Genomic DNA, 16,083 nt, shown 5'->3' with positions numbered 1-16,083 from the left:
GTGGACCCGGCGTTCTCCTCGACTCGCTCCCGCCTGCGGGTGCCGGGAATCGGCACGATCCACGGCTGCTGGGCCAGCAGCCAGGCGAGCGCGATCTGACCGGGGGTACACCCCTTCGCCTCGGCGAGGTCGCGCACCTGCCTCACCAATTCCCCGTTGGCTTCGATGTTTTCGGCGTTGAACCTGGGAATCGTGGTCCGGACGTCGCCAGTGCTGAACTCCGTCGAGGCCGCCACCGTGCCGGTGAGGAATCCCTTGCCGAGCGGGCTGAAGGGCACGAATCCGATGCCGAGTTCGGCGCACGTCGGCAGCACCTCAGGCTCGGGATCTCGGGTCCACAGCGAGTATTCGCTCTGCACTGCCGTCACGGGATGCACGGCGTGCGCGCGACGAATGGTGTCAGCGCCGGCCTCGGAGAGTCCGAAGTGACGGACCTTGCCCTGCTGCACGAGTTCGGCGACCGTACCCGCGACGTCTTCGATCGGCACCTCGGGGTCGACCCGGTGCTGATAGAAGAGATCGATGACGTCGGTCCGCAACCGCGTGAGTGACGCATCGGCGACCCGCCTGATCTGCTCGGGCCGTGAGTCGGTGCCCGACATCTTGCCGTCGACGATGTGCCAACCGAACTTGGTGGCGATTACCACCTGATCGCGCACGGGTGACAGAGCCTCGCCGACGAGTTCCTCGTTGACGTAGGGCCCGTAGACCTCGGCGGTATCGAGGAAGGTGATCCCAACCTGCTCCACCGCGTGCCGAAGGACGCCGATCATGTCGTCGCGATCCCCGGGGTTCGGGCCATAGCCCTGCGACATTCCCATGGCGCCGAGACCGATCGCCGAGACCTCAAGCCCCTGGCCGAGCGTGCGTGTGTGCATGGTGCCTCCTCAGGCTTCGGGATCTGAACGAGGATCCTCATCTCATTCACGGTATGCCTGCGCACCTTCGCTCCGGGAGGACCTGCTGGAGCAGGTAACGGCAGTACCTCCCACCCTGCGAGGGCCGCGCCTACCGTTGAGACATGGACGTTCCCGGCGAGATCCGTGAGTTCCTCAGCTCACGGCGCGCTCGCATCAGCCCCGAGCAGGCTGGGTTACCCGCCTACGGTGGCAATCGCCGGGTCAAGGGTTTGCGGCGCGAGGAAGTGGCCATGCTGGCGGGTGTCTCGGTGGACTACTACGTCCGGATGGAACGGGGCAGCCTCTCGGGGACGTCGGAGGCCGTGCTCGACTCCCTGGCCTCGGCCTTGCAGCTCGACGAAGCCGAGAGGGAGCACCTCTTCGCCCTAGCTCGCGAGTCCGGATCGGGCGGCATACGCCGGCGACGCAAGACACCCGGGTCGCTGCGGCCAGCTCTGCAGCAGATCCTCGACGCGTTCACCGACGCGCCGGCGTGGATTCGCAACGGGCGCCACGACGTCCTCGCGATGAATCAACTCGCCAGGGCGCTCTACGCCCCGGTCCTCGCCGATCCGCGGCGGCCGGCCAACACCACCCGATTCGTGTATCTGAATCCCGAGGCGGCCGAACGGTTCTTCGTCGACTACGACCAGGTTGCCCGGGACGCGGCGGCGATGCTGCACCTCGAGGCGGGCAACAATCCGCATGACGAGAAGCTGATCGCCTTGGTCGGCGAGCTGTCCACCCGCAGCGAGCTGTTCAGGCAGCGGTGGGCATCCCAGGACGTTCGGTTCCACCGCTCCGGACGCAAGCGCCTGAACCACCCGGTGGTCGGTCCGCTCGATTTGGACTTCGAGTCGATGCCGCTGCCGTCGGAACCCGGTCTGCACCTGAACGTCTACACCGCAGCTGCGGGCACTCCGACCGCTGATGGGCTCAAGCTGCTCGCGTCGTGGGCCGCCAGCCAAGAAGACCTGCTCACCGAGCACGCCGCGACGGCGGGCTGACCGCCTCCGCTCTCAGCCTCGCAGCTACGTCTCGTCGGCGATCTGCCTGCGGGTCTCGTGCCCGCCCGGTGCATCGGGATCGTCGTTCTGATGCTCGAGCTTGTCCTCGACGTCCCGCTGCTCGTCGGTCGCCTCTCGGGCATCCTTGGGTGTTTCGTTGCGTTCCATGGTGGCTATGGGGTCACCCGTACCGCCGCTCGCCAAACCTGTCCCCCCGATACCCACACCGTCGCGGATGACGCCTTCGTGTCTCATCGCCGGAACACACCGGTCACCGGGCCGAAACGCTCACGCAGACAAGGGGATTCATCGCGGACGTCGTCACCCGCCGCGGGCCTCGCCCCGGCCGTCGCACCACCATCACCAGAAGCGACCGTCTCCGACCGAATGGCCGACGACCGGAGGTAGTACCAGGCAATACGCGGTGTACTCGGGCCGACCTCGGCGCGCGGACATAGAATGCATCCATGCGCGAGGTGCTCGACGAGTTGATCGCGGTCTGGCGGGCCGGCGGAACCGCAGGCGTTGCCACCGTCGTGCGCACCATGCGGTCGGCACCACGCGGGCCAGGCGCCATGATGGTCGTCTCCCCCGACGGATCGGTCGCGGGCTCGGTGTCCGGTGGCTGTGTGGAGTCCGCGGTATACGAGTTGGCCCAAGAGGTCGTGCTGACCGGACGACCCCAGCTACAGCGCTACGGCTTCACCGACGACGACGCCTTCGCCATCGGCCTTACCTGCGGTGGGATCGTCGATATCTTCGCTGAGCCGGTGTCGCAGAAGACCTTTCCTCAACTCGCGACCGTCGCCAACGACGTCGCACTGCAGCGGCCCACCGCGGTGGCCACGGTGATCAGCCACCCGGACGCCGACTGGGTCGGCAGGCGTTTGGTCGTCGGCGAGTCCACCGCCGATGGCTCCCTGGGTTCGGCCCGCGCCGACGACGCCGTCGCCGACGACGCCCGCGGTCTGCTGGCCGCCGGTCGCACGTCCGTGCTCACCTACGGTCCCGACGGTGAACGCCAGGGCGAGGGCATGGAGGTATTCGTCGCCAGCCACGCACCCCGCCCTCGGATGATCATCTTCGGGGCGATCGACTTCGCCGCCGCGCTCAGCCGTCAGGCCGCGCTTCTCGGGTATCGGATCACCGTCTGCGACGCCCGCGCCGTCTTTGCGACGCCGGCCCGGTTTCCCGCGGCCGACGAGGTGGTCGTCGACTGGCCGGACCGGTACCTGAAAGGCCAGGAGGCGGCCGGGGCGATCGACGCCAGGACGGTCATTTGCGTGCTCACCCACGACCCCAAGTTCGACGTGCCCGTGCTGTCGGTGGCGTTGCGTCTGCCCCGCGTGGGGTACGTCGGCGCGATGGGGTCCCGGCAAACTCACGTCGACCGGATGGACCGCCTCCGGGCGGCCGGGCTCGGCGATGCCGAAACCCGTCGGCTGTCCAGTCCCATCGGACTCGACCTCGGTGCGCGAACCCCGGAGGAGACAGCGGTGTCGATCGTGGCCGAGATCATCTCCCACCGCTGGGGTGGCGGCGGCAAACCGCTGACCGAGACCGACACCCGCATCCACCACGACGTCGTCGACGCCGACGCGCGGAGCCGCTAGTCCCGCTAGTGAACCGTGTGCGACAAAACGGCCCGAAAAGCGCAGACGTTTCACACCGGGCGGAGGCCGGCGCCCAGATCACCCCAAACCCGCACCACAGAGTGAAAGTTGACGCATGGACATCGGATTCATCGGGCTGGGAAACATGGGTTCGGGGATGGCGGCGAACCTGCTGAAGGCGGGCCACCGCGTCACGGCCTACAACCGGTCCCAGGACAAGGTCGACGCGCTCATCGGCGATGGCGCGCAACCCGCCAAGACCGTCGCACAGGCATGCGGCGGCGAGGCCGTCGTGTCGATGCTGTCGAACGACGATGCCGTCGAGGCCGTGACGTTCGGCGCCGACGGCATCCTCGCCAACCTGGCCGAAGGTGCCACGCACGTGTCGTCCTCGACGATCAGCGTCGAGTTGGCCACCCGGCTGGCGGCCGCGCACGCGGACGCGGGCCAGCTGTTCGTCTCCGCCCCGGTGTTCGGCAGGCCCGACGCCGCGGCAGCCGCCAAGCTGTTCATCGTGGCGGCGGGCGATCCCACTGCCGTAGAGGGGGTTTCAGCACTCTTCGAGGCCATCGGCCAACGCACGTTCGTGGTGTCGGAAGACCCGACGGCGGCGAGCCTGGTCAAACTCAGCGGCAACTTCCTCATCGCGGCGGTCATCGAATCCCTCGGCGAGGCAATGGCATTGGTCGGCAAGGCGGGTGTCGACAAACTTCAGTACCTGGACCTGCTCACCTCGACTCTGTTCGGCGCGCCGATCTATCAGACCTACGGTGGACTGATCGCGCGCGAGCAGTTCGAGCCTGCCGGTTTCGCCGCACCCCTCGGGCTCAAGGACGTCGGACTCGTCCTAGCCGCGGGACAGGACCTGCGGGTGCCGCTGCCGGTGGCCAGCCTGCTGCGCGACCGCTTCCTGACCCTGCTCGCCACCGGTGGGGAGCACCTCGACTGGGCGGCCGTTGGCGCGCTCAGCGCGTGGGAGGCAGGCGGCAGCCACCCGGCTAATTGACCACGCCCCGCAGGGCGTCCTCGCCGAACACCGGTCCGAGCATCGCCGACATGTCCGGTCCGCGGCGCAGGCAGTGGCCGCCGTCGACGTTGATCAGCTGGCCGGTGATCCAGCTCGCCGCATCGCTGAGGAGGAACACCGCGGCACCCGCGATGTCCTCCACCTCGCCCGGTCGTGGCAACGGCGTGCAACTGGCGTAGTCGGCGCTGATCTCAGGCGACTCCAGAATGGGCGCAACCAGTTCCGTGCGGATCAGGCCGGGCCGGATGCAGTTGACGCGCACCCACGATGCCCCGAGTTCGTCGGCCGCCAGCATCATCAGGTGGTCGAGCGCCGACTTGCTGACGCCGTACGCGCCGAACCAGCGGTGGGTGTTGCTGGCCGCGATGGAGGAGATCCCCACGAAGGATCCGCCGCCCCCGCGCACCATCTCCCGCGCGCTGTGCTTGAGCACGTACATGCTGCCGTTGACGTTGAGGTCGACGGTTCGCCGCCACGCGTCGGAGTCCACCTGGGTGATGGGGCCGATGGTCTCCGATCCACCCGCACAGTGCACGACGCCGTGCAGCCGACCATGCCACGCCGTGGCGGCCTCGACCATTGCGGCGACCTCGTCCTCGTCGGTGACGTCGGCGGGTTGGTACATCACCGACCCTGCGCCGCCGCCGGCCGCCGCGGTGAGCTCCTCCGCGGCGGCTGCCAGCCGATCGGCGTTGCGGCCCACCAGCACCACGTCGCCACCCGCCGCGACGACCGCTGCCGCCACGCCCTTGCCGATGCCGGTGCCACCCCCGGTGACGACGAAGGTCCGATCCGCCAACGAAAGCTGCACCGCTGCCCCTTAGCCGAGAACGAAAAAACTAGAACACGTTCTCGTCATCACACCACGCCGTCCGTCCGCTGAACAGACGGCTTCCTCCCCGTCATCGATCAGCAACGTCGCAGCCATACCTGCTAGAACGGAGAAAGAGCACGTCAGGGGCAACGACAGGACGTCCCCGCGACCAACGTGCCGCGCGCCGTCGTTACGACACGGCGGCGGAACTGACGGTATCCGCGCAGATTGCTGGCGGCTTCCATAGAATTCACGCGACGAACAGTCACCACCGACAGAAAGCGTGAGCATGTTTACGTTTGACAATCCTGTACGACGAATCATTCTTGCCGGCGGATTCGCGCTCGCTGTCGCCGCCGCACCGGCCGTCGTCGCCCTGGCCAGCCCCGCCCTCCCCGGCTCGAACAACGCGGCCTGCGTCTCCGGTGAGGAAGAGGACACCTACACCGGAAACTGCATTCCGCACACGGTGCCCAACTCGCCATCGCCGTTCTCCAGCATTCCGGGCAACCCGGACATTCCCGCGATCGACGGCATTCCCTGCACCGGCGCCAACTCGGGTCAGTGCATCGGTCTGGCCGAGGACGCTCCTCAGTACGTACCGCCGACGTCGTCCGTCGAGTCGGATCCCACGATCACGGGTTCCACCAACTGACGACCACCGCGGTCAAGATCATCGCGGGAATCGATAACCGACCGAACCTGTGCAGATTCGGTGAAGACTCCCTACAATTCTCGCGACGAGCCGTCAATAACCCTGGTTAAACCTCGGTGACCACAGAAAGCGTGACAATGCCGACCCTTGAGTTCTCAGCGCGACGAATCATCCTTGCCGGCGGATTCGCGCTCGCCGTCGCCGCTGCCCCGGCCGTGGCGGCGTTCACCGTCCCCGTCGCCGCGAACGCTGCCCCTGCGGCATCGTGCCCCGCAGGCGAAGAGGAGGACCTGTACACCGGCTCCTGCCTGCCGCACACCGTGCCGAACTCACCGACCGGCGGTTCGCCGGCGTCGCCGATCGAGGCGATCCCCGGCAACCCGAGCATTCCCGAGGTCAATGGCATTCCCTGCACCGGTGGGGACACCGGCAAGTGCATCGGTCTGCAGGAGAATGCGCCTCAGTTCGTGCAGCCACCGACCAGCGTCGGCGGCCAGTAGCGTCCATCCCGCTCTAGGCGGCTCGCTGAGTCGCCTAGAGTTGGGCCATGGCTGCAAAACCAGATCCCGCCGAAATCGGTGACGTCGAGCCCTTGGCCGACAGCACCGCCCGCCAGGCTCGACGCGTCGTCGCCGCATATGCGACCGATGCCGACGAATGCCGCGTCTTCCTGTCCATGTTGGGAATCGGACCGGCGAAGCTCGAGGCGTAGGTGAATTCAGGAGGAGGCGAAGCGGCCGACTCCGGAGACTCCGACCCTGTGACGGAGGACGCGTCCGACCCTGTGACGGAGGACGCGTCCGACCCTGTCAGGGAGGGCGGGTCCGACTTCGTGGTCGTAGCCAACCGGTTGCCCATCGACATGGTGCGGCTGGCAGATGGCTCCACGACGTACAAGCGGAGTCCGGGCGGGTTGGTCACGGCGCTGGAGCCGCTGTTGCGGCGTCGGCAAGGGGCATGGATCGGCTGGCCCGGCATCACCGATGGCGACGAAGATCCGATCTTCGACGACGACCTCGAGATGCAGCCCGTGCGGTTGTCCGAAGACGACGTCGCCGACTACTACGAGGGCTTCTCCAACGCCACCCTATGGCCGCTGTACCACGACATCATCGTCAAACCCATCTACCACCGGGAGTGGTGGGACAGCTACGTCGACGTGAACCGCAGGTTCGCCGAGGCGACGGCCAAGACCGCCGCCCACGGCGCCACGGTGTGGGTTCAGGACTACCAGTTGCAACTGGTGCCCAAGATGCTCAGGATGCTGCGTCCGGACGTCACCATCGGGTTCTTCCTGCACATTCCGTTCCCACCCGTCGAACTGTTCATGCAGATGCCGTGGCGCACCGAGATCATCGAAGGTCTGCTCGGCGCCGACCTGGTGGGCTTCCACCTCCCTGGCGGCGCGCAGAACTTCATGATCCTGGCGCGGCGACTCCTCGGCGCAAACACCTCGCGGGCCAGCGTCGGCGTGCGATCCCGATTCGGCGAGATCCACGTCGGCTTCCGCACCGTCACGGTGGGCGCATTTCCCATCTCCATCGACTCCGAGGATCTCGACACCAAGGCCCGCGGCCGGTCGATCAAGCAGCGGGCCAAGGAGATTCGCGCCGAGCTGGGCAACCCGCGCAAGGTGCTGCTCGGTGTCGACCGCCTCGACTACACCAAGGGCATCGACGTCCGGCTGCGCGCCTTCTCCGAGCTGCTGGACGACGAACGCATCGATCCCGCCGACACGGTGATGGTGCAGCTGGCCACGCCGAGCCGGGAGCGCGTCCAGAGCTACAAGGTGATGCGCGAGGACATCGAGCGCCAGGTGGGGCATGTCAACGGCGAGTACGGCAAGGTCGGTCACCCGGTCGTGCATTACCTGCACCAGGCCATCCCGCGGGATGACCTGATCGCCTTCTACGTCGCCGCCGACGTCATGTTGGTGACGCCGCTGCGGGACGGCATGAACCTGGTCGCCAAGGAGTACGTGGCCTGCCGCAGTGATCTTGGCGGCGCCTTGGTGCTCAGCGAATTCACTGGGGCGGCAGCCGAACTCCGCCAGGCCTACCTCGCCAATCCGCACCACCTCGATGGTGTCAAGGACGCGATTGCGGCGGCCCTCGAGCAGGACCCTGAGGAGGGTCGGCGTCGCATGCGCGCCATGCGCAGGCAGGTCCTCACCCATGACGTGGATGGCTGGGCCCGCGCGTTCCTGGACGCCCTGGCCGCGACCACGACACGCGAGAAGGACACGGGAGCGGCTAGATCGGAGTGATGTCCTTGATTCGCCACTCCCCCTGGATCTTCTCGTAGTCGACCTTGAGCCGGCTTCCGTCGTACAGCGGCGGTTGCTTGGACTTGTCGGTGATGACGCGGTTCATGTAGACCATCACCGAACCTGATTCACGGTGTGCGTCAAGCATTCCGGCACCGACCACGTTGACCTGGCTGATGATCTGCCGATCACGGGCCTGCGGGATGACGTTCTTCACGGTGTCGTCCTCGTACTCGCGCTTGAAGTCCGGCGTGAGCAATCGGTAGGCCGCCTCGCGACTACCCTCGATGGTCTGAAAGTCGAAGCCGAGGATGACGGGAATCTGTTCGGTCGCGAGCCTGGGCAGCTCCTCGCGGGCCCGTTCCGCGCCAGTGGACTCGACGCGGTTCCAGTACAGGGCGCCGCCGGCGCCGCCGAGCGCGATCACCGCGACGGCGAACAGGACTCCGACGAGGAGCAGCAGCCTCGCGGTCAGCCGACTCATCAGTTGCCTCCGTCGGGGTACTTCAAGTCGTAACCCGTCATGTGCCCGTTGTCGTCCTCGTGCACGATCACCCGCAGCCGGTACGGCTTCGATGGGGCGTTGACGCCGTCGAGGTCGGTGACCGTGACCCGCACCGACACCAACACCGCGGCGTTGCGCGCGACGTCGTCGACGACCCCCTCCAGCGCGGCTCCGTTGACGACCACCTCAGACGTCGCGTTCGTGTCGCGGAAGATCGCCTTGAGGTTCTCGACGTTGTCGCCCTGGCTCATCATGTCGCGAAGCGGGCCGCTGATGCCGTCGACGAACCGGTTGACGCTCTCGTCGATGTCGTTCTGGTTGTAGCTGAACATGTTCACCACGGTTTGCTCGGCGGTGTCCACGAACCGTTCTTCCCTGGCCTGTTCGGCGTCGTAGGCATTGCGCTGCACCAGCAACACCCAGACGACTGCCGTGAGCGCCGCGACCATGACTCCCGTGACTCCGAGCGCGATGCCCGCGACGAGCGCCCGGTGTGGTTGCCGTCGAGGCGGTGGGGCGACCGACCTCGCACCCCTTGTCTTCGCCGTCGAAGGCTTCTCCAGCGCCACCGCCGAGGGTCTCGCCGTGGCCGACTTGCCTGCCGCGGGACCGGCCGCCCTGGACGCACGCCTGCGCGTCGCAGGCCGAGTCGCCGACTCAGGCGTCTCGTTGGTCGATTCGCTCGGAGCCGTCTCTTCGGTCATCAAGCCTGCCTAGGGTCCATCATCAGGTCCAGCCACGTCTCCGGGTTCGGAACCTCGTTCATGCCGCCGGCGTACACGCCGGTGTTTCCCGAGGGATCGACGAAAACGCCAGTCCTGGAATCGTACGTCGCTGCGGCGGCGCCACTGGCCTGTGGTGGCAGTGCACCCTCCGCTGGCAGCGGCGGCGCATCGGCGGGCGGCACGTCCGCAGCAGGTGGCGGCACCGGCGCTTCGGCGGGCAGTGGACCAGGGGCGGGTGGTGCGGGCGCCTCCGGTGCGGGCCGTCCGTACGGCGGCACGATCTGATCCGGCGGAGCGTAGAACGGCAGGGGCGGCGGGGGCGGTCCCATGTCACTCGGCGGCACGGGCAGCGGGAAGGGCGCGTTCGGGGCGGGCCCGGGGCCGGGCACCACACCGGGGGGCAGTTGCACCGACGGCGGGCCGGGATCGTAGTCCGCTGACGGCGGGATGTTCGGAAACTTGTTGGCAGGGGTGATGTTTCGCGGATCGGTGATGGGTGCGCTGCCGTAGGGGATTGGTGGGCCGCGCCACGGATTGCTGCCGATCGGGATGTAGCCCTTGGGATCCCGGCACAACTGGACCGTGGGAGCACGCTTTCCGGGGAACTCCTGGCACGGATAGTTGCGCGCGCCGCGGACCACCGCGGGATCGTTCTGTGCCGTCTTGCAGTACAGGTCCGTCGGCAGGTCGCGCAGCGTCGTGTCGGCTGGCGAGCGGATCAGCGGTGGCGGGATGAAGCCCGTCGAGCACGGCGGTGGATCACCGAGGTCGACCTTGAAGTCGAGCTTTCCGCCCTCGTCGGCGGGCAGGCCGCCACCGACGGTGATCAGCGCCGCCATCAGGGCGGGGAAGATGACCAGCGCCTGTTCGATCGACTTGTTGTAGATGACGCCGATTCGGCCGAGGTTGGCCAGGTTCGCCGCCAGCATTGGGAAGCTGGGCCGGATGCCGTCGAACGTCTCGTTGGCGGCTTGGGTGGCGCCCGGCACCGTCTGCAGAGTCGTCCGCAGCTGCGGGTCGGCGTTGGCGGCCTCGGTGGTGAACCTGGCGAGCCCGTCGGCGAGCGAGCGGATGTCGTCACCGCTCTGGATTTGCGCGTCGAGGAAGGGGCCTGCCTGGTCGATCAGCTGGGAGATCTGACCGTAGTTGTTGTTGGCCTCGTCGATCAGCAGCCGCGAGGACTGAATCATCCGCGCCAGTTCGGGACCGGATCCGTTGAAGGCCTTGAACGCTTCGCGCAGCAGGTCCTGCAGCCGGCTGTCCCCGACGGTGCTGACCAAGACGTTGGCCTGGTTCAGCAGTTCGGCGATGTCCTGGCCGACGGCGGTGCGGTCGAGGCCGATGTTCGATCCGTCGTGCAGTACGGCGTTCGACGGGGTCGCAGGCGGCACCAGGTCGATGTATTGCTCGCCGACGGCCGAGACGCTCTTCACCGTCGCAGTGACGTTGTCGGGAACGTCGGTATCGGAGTTGAGCCGCATGCTGGCTCGGACTCCATCGTCGTAGAGGCCGACCTCTTCGACCCGTCCGATCGTGACGCCGCGATAGGTGACGTTCGCGTTCTGGTACAGCCCGCCGCCTGCCTTGAACTCTGCGGTGACGTGGTAGGCGCCGATGCCGACCGCGGCGGGGACGTGGAGGTAGAACGCCGAGATGGCGCCCACGCAGAGAATCGTGACGATCGAGAAGATCGAGAGTTGCAGGCGGGTCAGACGATCCAGCATTACGGCGTCCCCCCGTCATGCTGCGTCGCGGTGCCCGGCGGGATCTTGAACGGATCGGCGGCCTGGCCGGACAGGTTGGCCATCGCTCCGGTCAGGAAGTCGGGCGGGTTGATCACCTCGTCGAGGTGCTTCATGTTGGGATCGAGGCCCTTGGACGTCGTGAACACCGACTCTCCGGTGCGGCGCACCGTCAGGTCGAAGGTGACGAACACGTTGAGATAGTCGCCCCGAACCGCGTTCCGCAGGTACTTGTACTGGAACGGGAACGTCGGGAGGAGCTCCAGATCGGAGATGAAGTCGTCGGCATTGTCGTTGAACGCCTTGATGACTGGATAGAGATCCTTGAAGTCGGCGACGAAGTCGGTCTTGATGCCGGAGAGCACCTTCGAGGCGACGCCGCCGAACGTCTGCAGCGCGGTGAAGGCGTCGACGATGTTCTTCCGATTGGCGTTGAGCACCTCGAGCGCGGCAGGCAGGGAATCGAGCGCACGCCCCAGGCTGTCCTTGCCGCGGGCCAGGATGCCTGCGAACCGGTTCAACCCGTCCAAGGCCGCGATGATGTCCGCCGTCTGCTGCTGAAGCGACGTGGTGAGTTCGGCCAGCCGGGGAATCAGATCTGCGAAGCTACCCTGCCGACCTGCCACGGCCGCGTAGGCCTCGTCCGTGATGTCCTGCAGCGCACCGAGATTGCCCTTGTTGACGACGAGGCCAAGTGACGACAGCACTTCCTCGGTGGTCGGGTAGCGGCCGGAGCCGTCCGTCGGGAGCGGGATGTGCGAGCCGTTCTTCAGCGCGCCGACCGGATCGGCCGGTGGCGGGATCAGGTCGATGTGCTGTGAACCGAGCAGCGACGTCTGCGCGACCATCGCCCTGGAGTTCTCAGGAAGGTCGACGTCGCCGTCCAGCGACACCTCCACCGCCGCATAGAAGGTTCCGTCGGGACGCTGCACGGCGTCGATGCCGGACACGCTGCCGACGGTCACGTCGTCGACCATCACCGGTGAGTTCTGCGGCAGCGTTGCCACGTCGGGCAGTGCCAGCGTGATCGTGAACGAGCCCTTTCCGTGGCCCGCGGTGCCGGGCATGTCCAGCGAGTTCAGCCCACCGAACGAGCACCCCGCCAGAAGGACTGCACCCGATCCGATGGCAATCGTCCGAGAGCTGGCGCGTCCGAGCGTGCGCCGCAACGTCTTCGTCGTCCGCACTGCTAGCCACCCCCCGACTCGGCTGGCAGGGGGTCGACGGCTGCCTGCCCAGCGGGGGCAGGCCCAGGCAGCGGACCGCTGCCGTCGGCGGGAGTTCCGTACCCCATCTGAGGGGCGCCCGCGGGCGAGACCTGACCTGGGTACGCGGGCGGAGGCAGGAGGAGATCGCTGAGCCTGCCGTCGGGTCCGATCGTCGGCGGTGTCACGCCGGGTGCCGGGTTCCACTGCAGATAGGGCACCGGGGTCTGCGCCTTCGCCTCGGTGGCCGGGGTGTCGTAGATGATCTGACCCTTGTAGGCGGTGATGCTGTTGATCGGATGGAAGAGGATCGGTGGGTAGTTCACCGCAAGCCGTTTGAACACCGGGCCCATCCGTTGGCGGCAGATCTCCGCGCGCTTGTAGTTGTCGGGGGACGCACCGACGTCGAACGTTCCACCGCAGATGAATTGGACCGGATTGGCGAAGTTCGGAAGGGACAGCAGACCACCGACCGTGCCCTGCGCCGGGTTGTAGATGTTGTAGAAGTTGGCCAGGCCGTTCGGTGTGATGTGGAGGACCTGCTCGATGTCGTCACTGTGCTCGGTGAGGATGTTGGTGAAGTCGGTCAGTTTGCCGATCTGAGCTATCAGGGCGCTGTTGTTCTGATTGAGGAAGCCCTTGACGTCGCTCAACGCCTGATTCAGGGTGCCGAGCGTCTGGTCAAGGTCCTTCGAGCTGTCGGCCAGCACCTGCGACACCGATGCGACGTGATTGGAGAACTGCACGATCTGTTCGTTGCTGTTGGCCAACGCATTCACCAGCACCTGCAGATTGCGCACCGTGCCGAACAGGTCGGTGCGCGAGTCGCCGAGGCGCCCCGCCGTCTGGGACAGCTCACGCAGCGCGTTGCGGAACGAATCACCGTTGCCGTCGAACGTCTCCGCCGCCTGATCGATGAATCCCGCAAGTGGGCCCTGCATGTCGCCCTGCTGAGGACCGAGTGACTCGCTGAGCTGGGTCAGCTGCTTCTTGACGTCGTCCCACTCCACCGGAACGGCGATCCGGTCGGGACCGCTGATCTCGGTTCCGGCGGCCATCGCCGGGCCGCTGGTGTAGGCGGGCGTGAACTGAACGAACCTGGCCGACACCAGGTTCGGCGCGATGATCAGCGCGCTGGCATCGGCGGGCAGCTTGACGTCGTCCCGCACCTTCATGGTGACCTTGACGTCATTGGCCCTCGGCTCGATCGACTCGATCGTTCCGACGGGAACCCCGACCACGCGGACGTCGTCGCCCGGATAGAGACCGACGGTCGTTGGGAATAGCGCGACCACCTCGTAGCCCTGACGAGCCGGCCACACCAGGTAGACGCCACCGACCAGAGTCGCCAGCAGCATGGCGACCACACCGATGCGCAACCACCGATTCCGTGAACCCGTCGAAGTCTGATGGGTCATGGCGACTTCGGCCTAATGATCAGGCGCTCGGAGATATATCCGCGGAGCATGTCCGCGAGGCTGTCCGGCAGCTTTCCGGGCTGAAAGTACGTGTCCAGCAACACTTCCGAGATGGTAGCAGGCGGCAGACCGTACAGGTTGATCTGGAAGCCGGGGCCGGAGCCGACGACCTCGCCGAGCGCCGTCGCGTACGGCGGGAGTCGGCGCAGCGCCTCGCTGATGTGCTCGCGCCGCTCAAGCAGGTTGTCCGTCACCGCATTCAACTTCTCCAACAGCGGTGCGAACTCGCGCTGGTTGTCGGCAACGAACCCCGAGAGCTGACGGGACACGTCATCGATGCCCGCGATCAGGTTGCTCAGCGCCTGGCGTCGCTCGTCGAGTGCGGCGAAGAGTTGATTGCCGTCGGTGATGAGCTGGTTGACCTGGCCTGCGCGCGCGGCGAGCGTATCCGACACGCTCTTGGCTCGGGCGAGCAGTTGTTCGAGCGCCTCGTCTCGCGTATTGAGGCTGCGCGAGAGATTCGCGACGCCGTCGAGCGCGCCGCGCAATTGCGGGGTGGCGTCCCGCAACGTATCGGTCAGGGCCTGCAGGGCCTGCTCGAACTTCGGCTTGTCGAGCGCGGCGGCGTTGCCTCCGAGATCCTGCAACGCCGTGTTGAGGGTGTACGGAGTCGTGGTGCGGCCCAACGGAATCATCGTCGAACTTCCGGCGCCCTGCGGGGTGATTGCGAGCGACTTCTGCCCCAGCACGGTGTCGGTCTTGATCGCCACCAACGACTGGTCCCCGACGCGGATGTTGCGGTCGACGGTGAACGTCACCTTGGCCGCATCGCCCGCGAGCTCCACGGTGGAGACCTTGCCGACCTTGATGCCCGAGACGCTGACGTCGTTTCCTGGCGTGATACCGGCAGCGTCGGTGAAGAACGCCTGATAGTTCTTGCCCTGCGGCCAGAACGGCAGAGTGGTGTAACCAAAGGACACCATGACCAGGCACGTGACAAGGACGATGCCGAATATTCCGGTGCGGACGGGGTCGCTTTCGCCTGCCCTAGCCATTCTCCGAACACCTCCCCTTCGACGGATCGGGTGGACCGCCGAACGGAATCAGGATGTCACTGCCCGCGGGGCCATTGACCTTCAACCGAATCGAGCAGTAGTAGATGTTGAAGAACGACCCGTAGGCGCCAAGGGCGTTCAGCCGCAAGTAGTTCTCGGCCAGCGGCTCGATGACCTTGTTGATGTCGGCCTTGCGGTCGTCCATCCGCTGGGCGAACGGACGCAGGTTTTCGATGACGCCCTGCACGGGGCGACGGCTGTTCACCAAGAGATCGGTCAGATCGCTGGTGGCCGACGCCAACGGCGGGATGGCGCCAGCGATCGGGTCGCGGCCCTGGGCCAGACCGGTGATGAGCTGTTGGAGTTGGTCGACGCTGGCGTCGAACTGTGCGCCCTTCTCGTCGACGGTGCCCAGCACCGTGTTGAGGTTGTTGATCACGTCGCCGATGAGCTGATCGCGCGCCGACAAATCCTGGGTGAAGGACGAGGTGCTGGCGAGCAGGGCGGACAGCGATCCGCCCTGGCCTTGCAACAGCTCGATGACGGCGTTGCTGACCTCGTTGACCTTGTTGCCGTCCAAACCCTTGAGCACCGGACGCAGTCCACCGAGTAGGGCGTCGAGGTCGAGGGCGGGCTGGGTGTTGTCCTTCGAGATGGTGGCGCCGACCGGGAGTGGATGCAATTCACCTGGGCCCGAGGTGATTTCGAGGTAGCGATCCCCGACCAGATTCTGATAGCGGACGACGGCACGCGTCGACGTGTAGAGCTGGTAGCGGTCGGCGACGTCGAACTCCACGTCGACGGTGTTGTCGTCGTTGAGCGCGACGCTCTTGACCGCGCCCACCGGCACGCCCGCGATCCGGACGTCCTGGCCCGCCTTGAGTCGAGACGCTTCGGCGAACGTGGCGTGAAAGGTGTTACCCGAGGCGAACCGGAACTGGCCGAAGACCACCACGAGTCCCGCCGCCACCAACAGCATGACCACGGCGAAGATGCTGACCTTGAGCAGCGTCCGATCAGGCCTCATCAGGCCACTCTCTTCTTCGCGCAAGCGCTCATCAGTGCACTCTCTTCTTCGCGCAAGCGCTCATCAGTGCACTCTCTTCTTCGCGCAAGCGCTCATCAGTGCACTCTCTTCTTCGCGCAAGCGCT

Annotated in this window: 17 protein-coding genes; 7 read left to right on the top strand and 10 right to left on the bottom strand. The window is 66.6% G+C overall.

The genetic code is table 11. The features are described 5' to 3' along the window. On the bottom strand, positions 1-878 hold an 878-nt coding region (locus ABW137_RS13265; protein WP_526400585.1), incomplete at its 3' end, for an aldo/keto reductase. Positions 879-1,021: 143 nt separating this feature from the next. On the opposite strand from ABW137_RS13265, the gene ABW137_RS13260 reads away from it, so the two are divergent. Next, on the top strand, positions 1,022-1,906 hold the full coding sequence (locus ABW137_RS13260; RefSeq protein WP_526400583.1) for a helix-turn-helix domain-containing protein: 885 nt from the start codon (positions 1,022-1,024) through the stop codon (positions 1,904-1,906). A gap of 24 nt (positions 1,907-1,930) precedes the next feature. Here the strand turns inward: ABW137_RS13260 and ABW137_RS13255 are convergent, their stop codons facing one another. Further along, positions 1,931-2,074, bottom strand: coding sequence for a hypothetical protein (locus ABW137_RS13255; protein WP_526400581.1), 144 nt, complete (start codon positions 2,072-2,074; stop codon positions 1,931-1,933). A gap of 299 nt (positions 2,075-2,373) precedes the next feature. Between ABW137_RS13255 and ABW137_RS13250 the strand changes: the two genes are divergently transcribed. Together ABW137_RS13250 and ABW137_RS13245 are read left to right on the top strand one after the other, a co-directional pair. After that, positions 2,374-3,519 (top strand): XdhC family protein, encoded by a 1,146-nt coding sequence (locus ABW137_RS13250; protein WP_526400579.1) that lies wholly within the window; start codon positions 2,374-2,376, stop codon positions 3,517-3,519. A 115-nt stretch (positions 3,520-3,634) separates the two neighbouring features. After that, entirely contained in the window at positions 3,635-4,525 is an 891-nt protein-coding gene (locus tag ABW137_RS13245; protein WP_526400577.1) for an NAD(P)-dependent oxidoreductase, read from the top strand. Here ABW137_RS13245 and ABW137_RS13240 read toward each other — a convergent pair. After that, on the bottom strand, positions 4,518-5,357 hold the full coding sequence (locus ABW137_RS13240) for an SDR family oxidoreductase (protein ID WP_526400576.1): 840 nt from the start codon (positions 5,355-5,357) through the stop codon (positions 4,518-4,520). The two genes, ABW137_RS13245 and ABW137_RS13240, sit on opposite strands and share 8 nt — an antisense overlap. 292 nt (positions 5,358-5,649) lie before the next feature. Between ABW137_RS13240 and ABW137_RS13235 the strand changes: the two genes are divergently transcribed. The 4 genes from ABW137_RS13235 to ABW137_RS13220 all read left to right on the top strand — a co-directional run bounded on the left by ABW137_RS13235 (position 5,650) and on the right by ABW137_RS13220 (position 8,281). Then, positions 5,650-6,015: an intersectin-EH binding protein Ibp1 gene (locus ABW137_RS13235; protein WP_526400574.1), complete on the top strand. Its 366-nt coding sequence runs from the start codon at positions 5,650-5,652 to the stop codon at positions 6,013-6,015. 137 nt (positions 6,016-6,152) lie between these two features. Then, the gene (locus ABW137_RS13230; RefSeq protein ID WP_526400589.1) at positions 6,153-6,515 is read left to right on the top strand and encodes an intersectin-EH binding protein Ibp1; all 363 of its coding nucleotides are present in this window, start codon (positions 6,153-6,155) and stop codon (positions 6,513-6,515) included. 47 nt (positions 6,516-6,562) lie between these two features. Beyond that, positions 6,563-6,727, top strand: coding sequence for a hypothetical protein (locus ABW137_RS13225; RefSeq protein WP_170312574.1), 165 nt, complete (start codon positions 6,563-6,565; stop codon positions 6,725-6,727). A gap of 72 nt (positions 6,728-6,799) precedes the next feature. Continuing rightward, entirely contained in the window at positions 6,800-8,281 is a 1,482-nt protein-coding gene (locus ABW137_RS13220) for an alpha,alpha-trehalose-phosphate synthase (UDP-forming) (protein ID WP_526400587.1), read from the top strand. On the opposite strand, the gene ABW137_RS13215 is transcribed toward ABW137_RS13220, so the two are convergent. The 7 genes from ABW137_RS13215 to ABW137_RS13185 are packed head-to-tail and all read right to left on the bottom strand — an operon-like array spanning position 8,268 to position 15,958. Then, entirely contained in the window at positions 8,268-8,765 is a 498-nt protein-coding gene (locus tag ABW137_RS13215; protein ID WP_526400572.1) for a mammalian cell entry protein, read from the bottom strand. The genes ABW137_RS13220 and ABW137_RS13215 overlap by 14 nt on opposite strands. Then, positions 8,765-9,490: an Rv1363c family protein gene (locus tag ABW137_RS13210; RefSeq protein WP_526400570.1), complete on the bottom strand. Its 726-nt coding sequence runs from the start codon at positions 9,488-9,490 to the stop codon at positions 8,765-8,767. Before ABW137_RS13210 ends, ABW137_RS13215 begins: the two co-directional genes overlap by 1 nt. Continuing rightward, a complete protein-coding gene (locus tag ABW137_RS13205; RefSeq protein ID WP_526400568.1) occupies positions 9,490-11,235 on the bottom strand; it encodes a virulence factor Mce family protein in 1,746 nt (581 codons plus the stop codon). The genes ABW137_RS13210 and ABW137_RS13205 overlap by 1 nt, the downstream gene beginning before the upstream one ends. Continuing rightward, positions 11,235-12,440, bottom strand: a complete 1,206-nt coding sequence (locus tag ABW137_RS13200; RefSeq protein ID WP_526400566.1) for an MCE family protein — start codon at positions 12,438-12,440, stop codon at positions 11,235-11,237. The genes ABW137_RS13205 and ABW137_RS13200 overlap by 1 nt, the downstream gene beginning before the upstream one ends. A 2-nt stretch (positions 12,441-12,442) precedes the next feature. Continuing rightward, positions 12,443-13,876, bottom strand: coding sequence for an MCE family protein (locus tag ABW137_RS13195; RefSeq protein ID WP_526400564.1), 1,434 nt, complete (start codon positions 13,874-13,876; stop codon positions 12,443-12,445). Continuing rightward, a complete protein-coding gene (locus tag ABW137_RS13190; RefSeq protein ID WP_526400562.1) occupies positions 13,873-14,931 on the bottom strand; it encodes an MCE family protein in 1,059 nt (352 codons plus the stop codon). Before ABW137_RS13190 ends, ABW137_RS13195 begins: the two co-directional genes overlap by 4 nt. Continuing rightward, positions 14,924-15,958, bottom strand: a complete 1,035-nt coding sequence (locus ABW137_RS13185) for an MCE family protein (RefSeq protein ID WP_526400560.1) — start codon at positions 15,956-15,958, stop codon at positions 14,924-14,926. Before ABW137_RS13185 ends, ABW137_RS13190 begins: the two co-directional genes overlap by 8 nt. Between the last annotated feature and the right edge of the window lie 125 nt (positions 15,959-16,083).

Source organism: Mycobacterium sp. (assembly GCF_040509115.1).
GTDB lineage: Bacteria > Actinomycetota > Actinomycetes > Mycobacteriales > Mycobacteriaceae > Mycobacterium.
The sequence above is the reverse complement of the archived record's forward strand: the minus strand, read 5'-3'. Positions and strand labels throughout refer to the sequence as shown.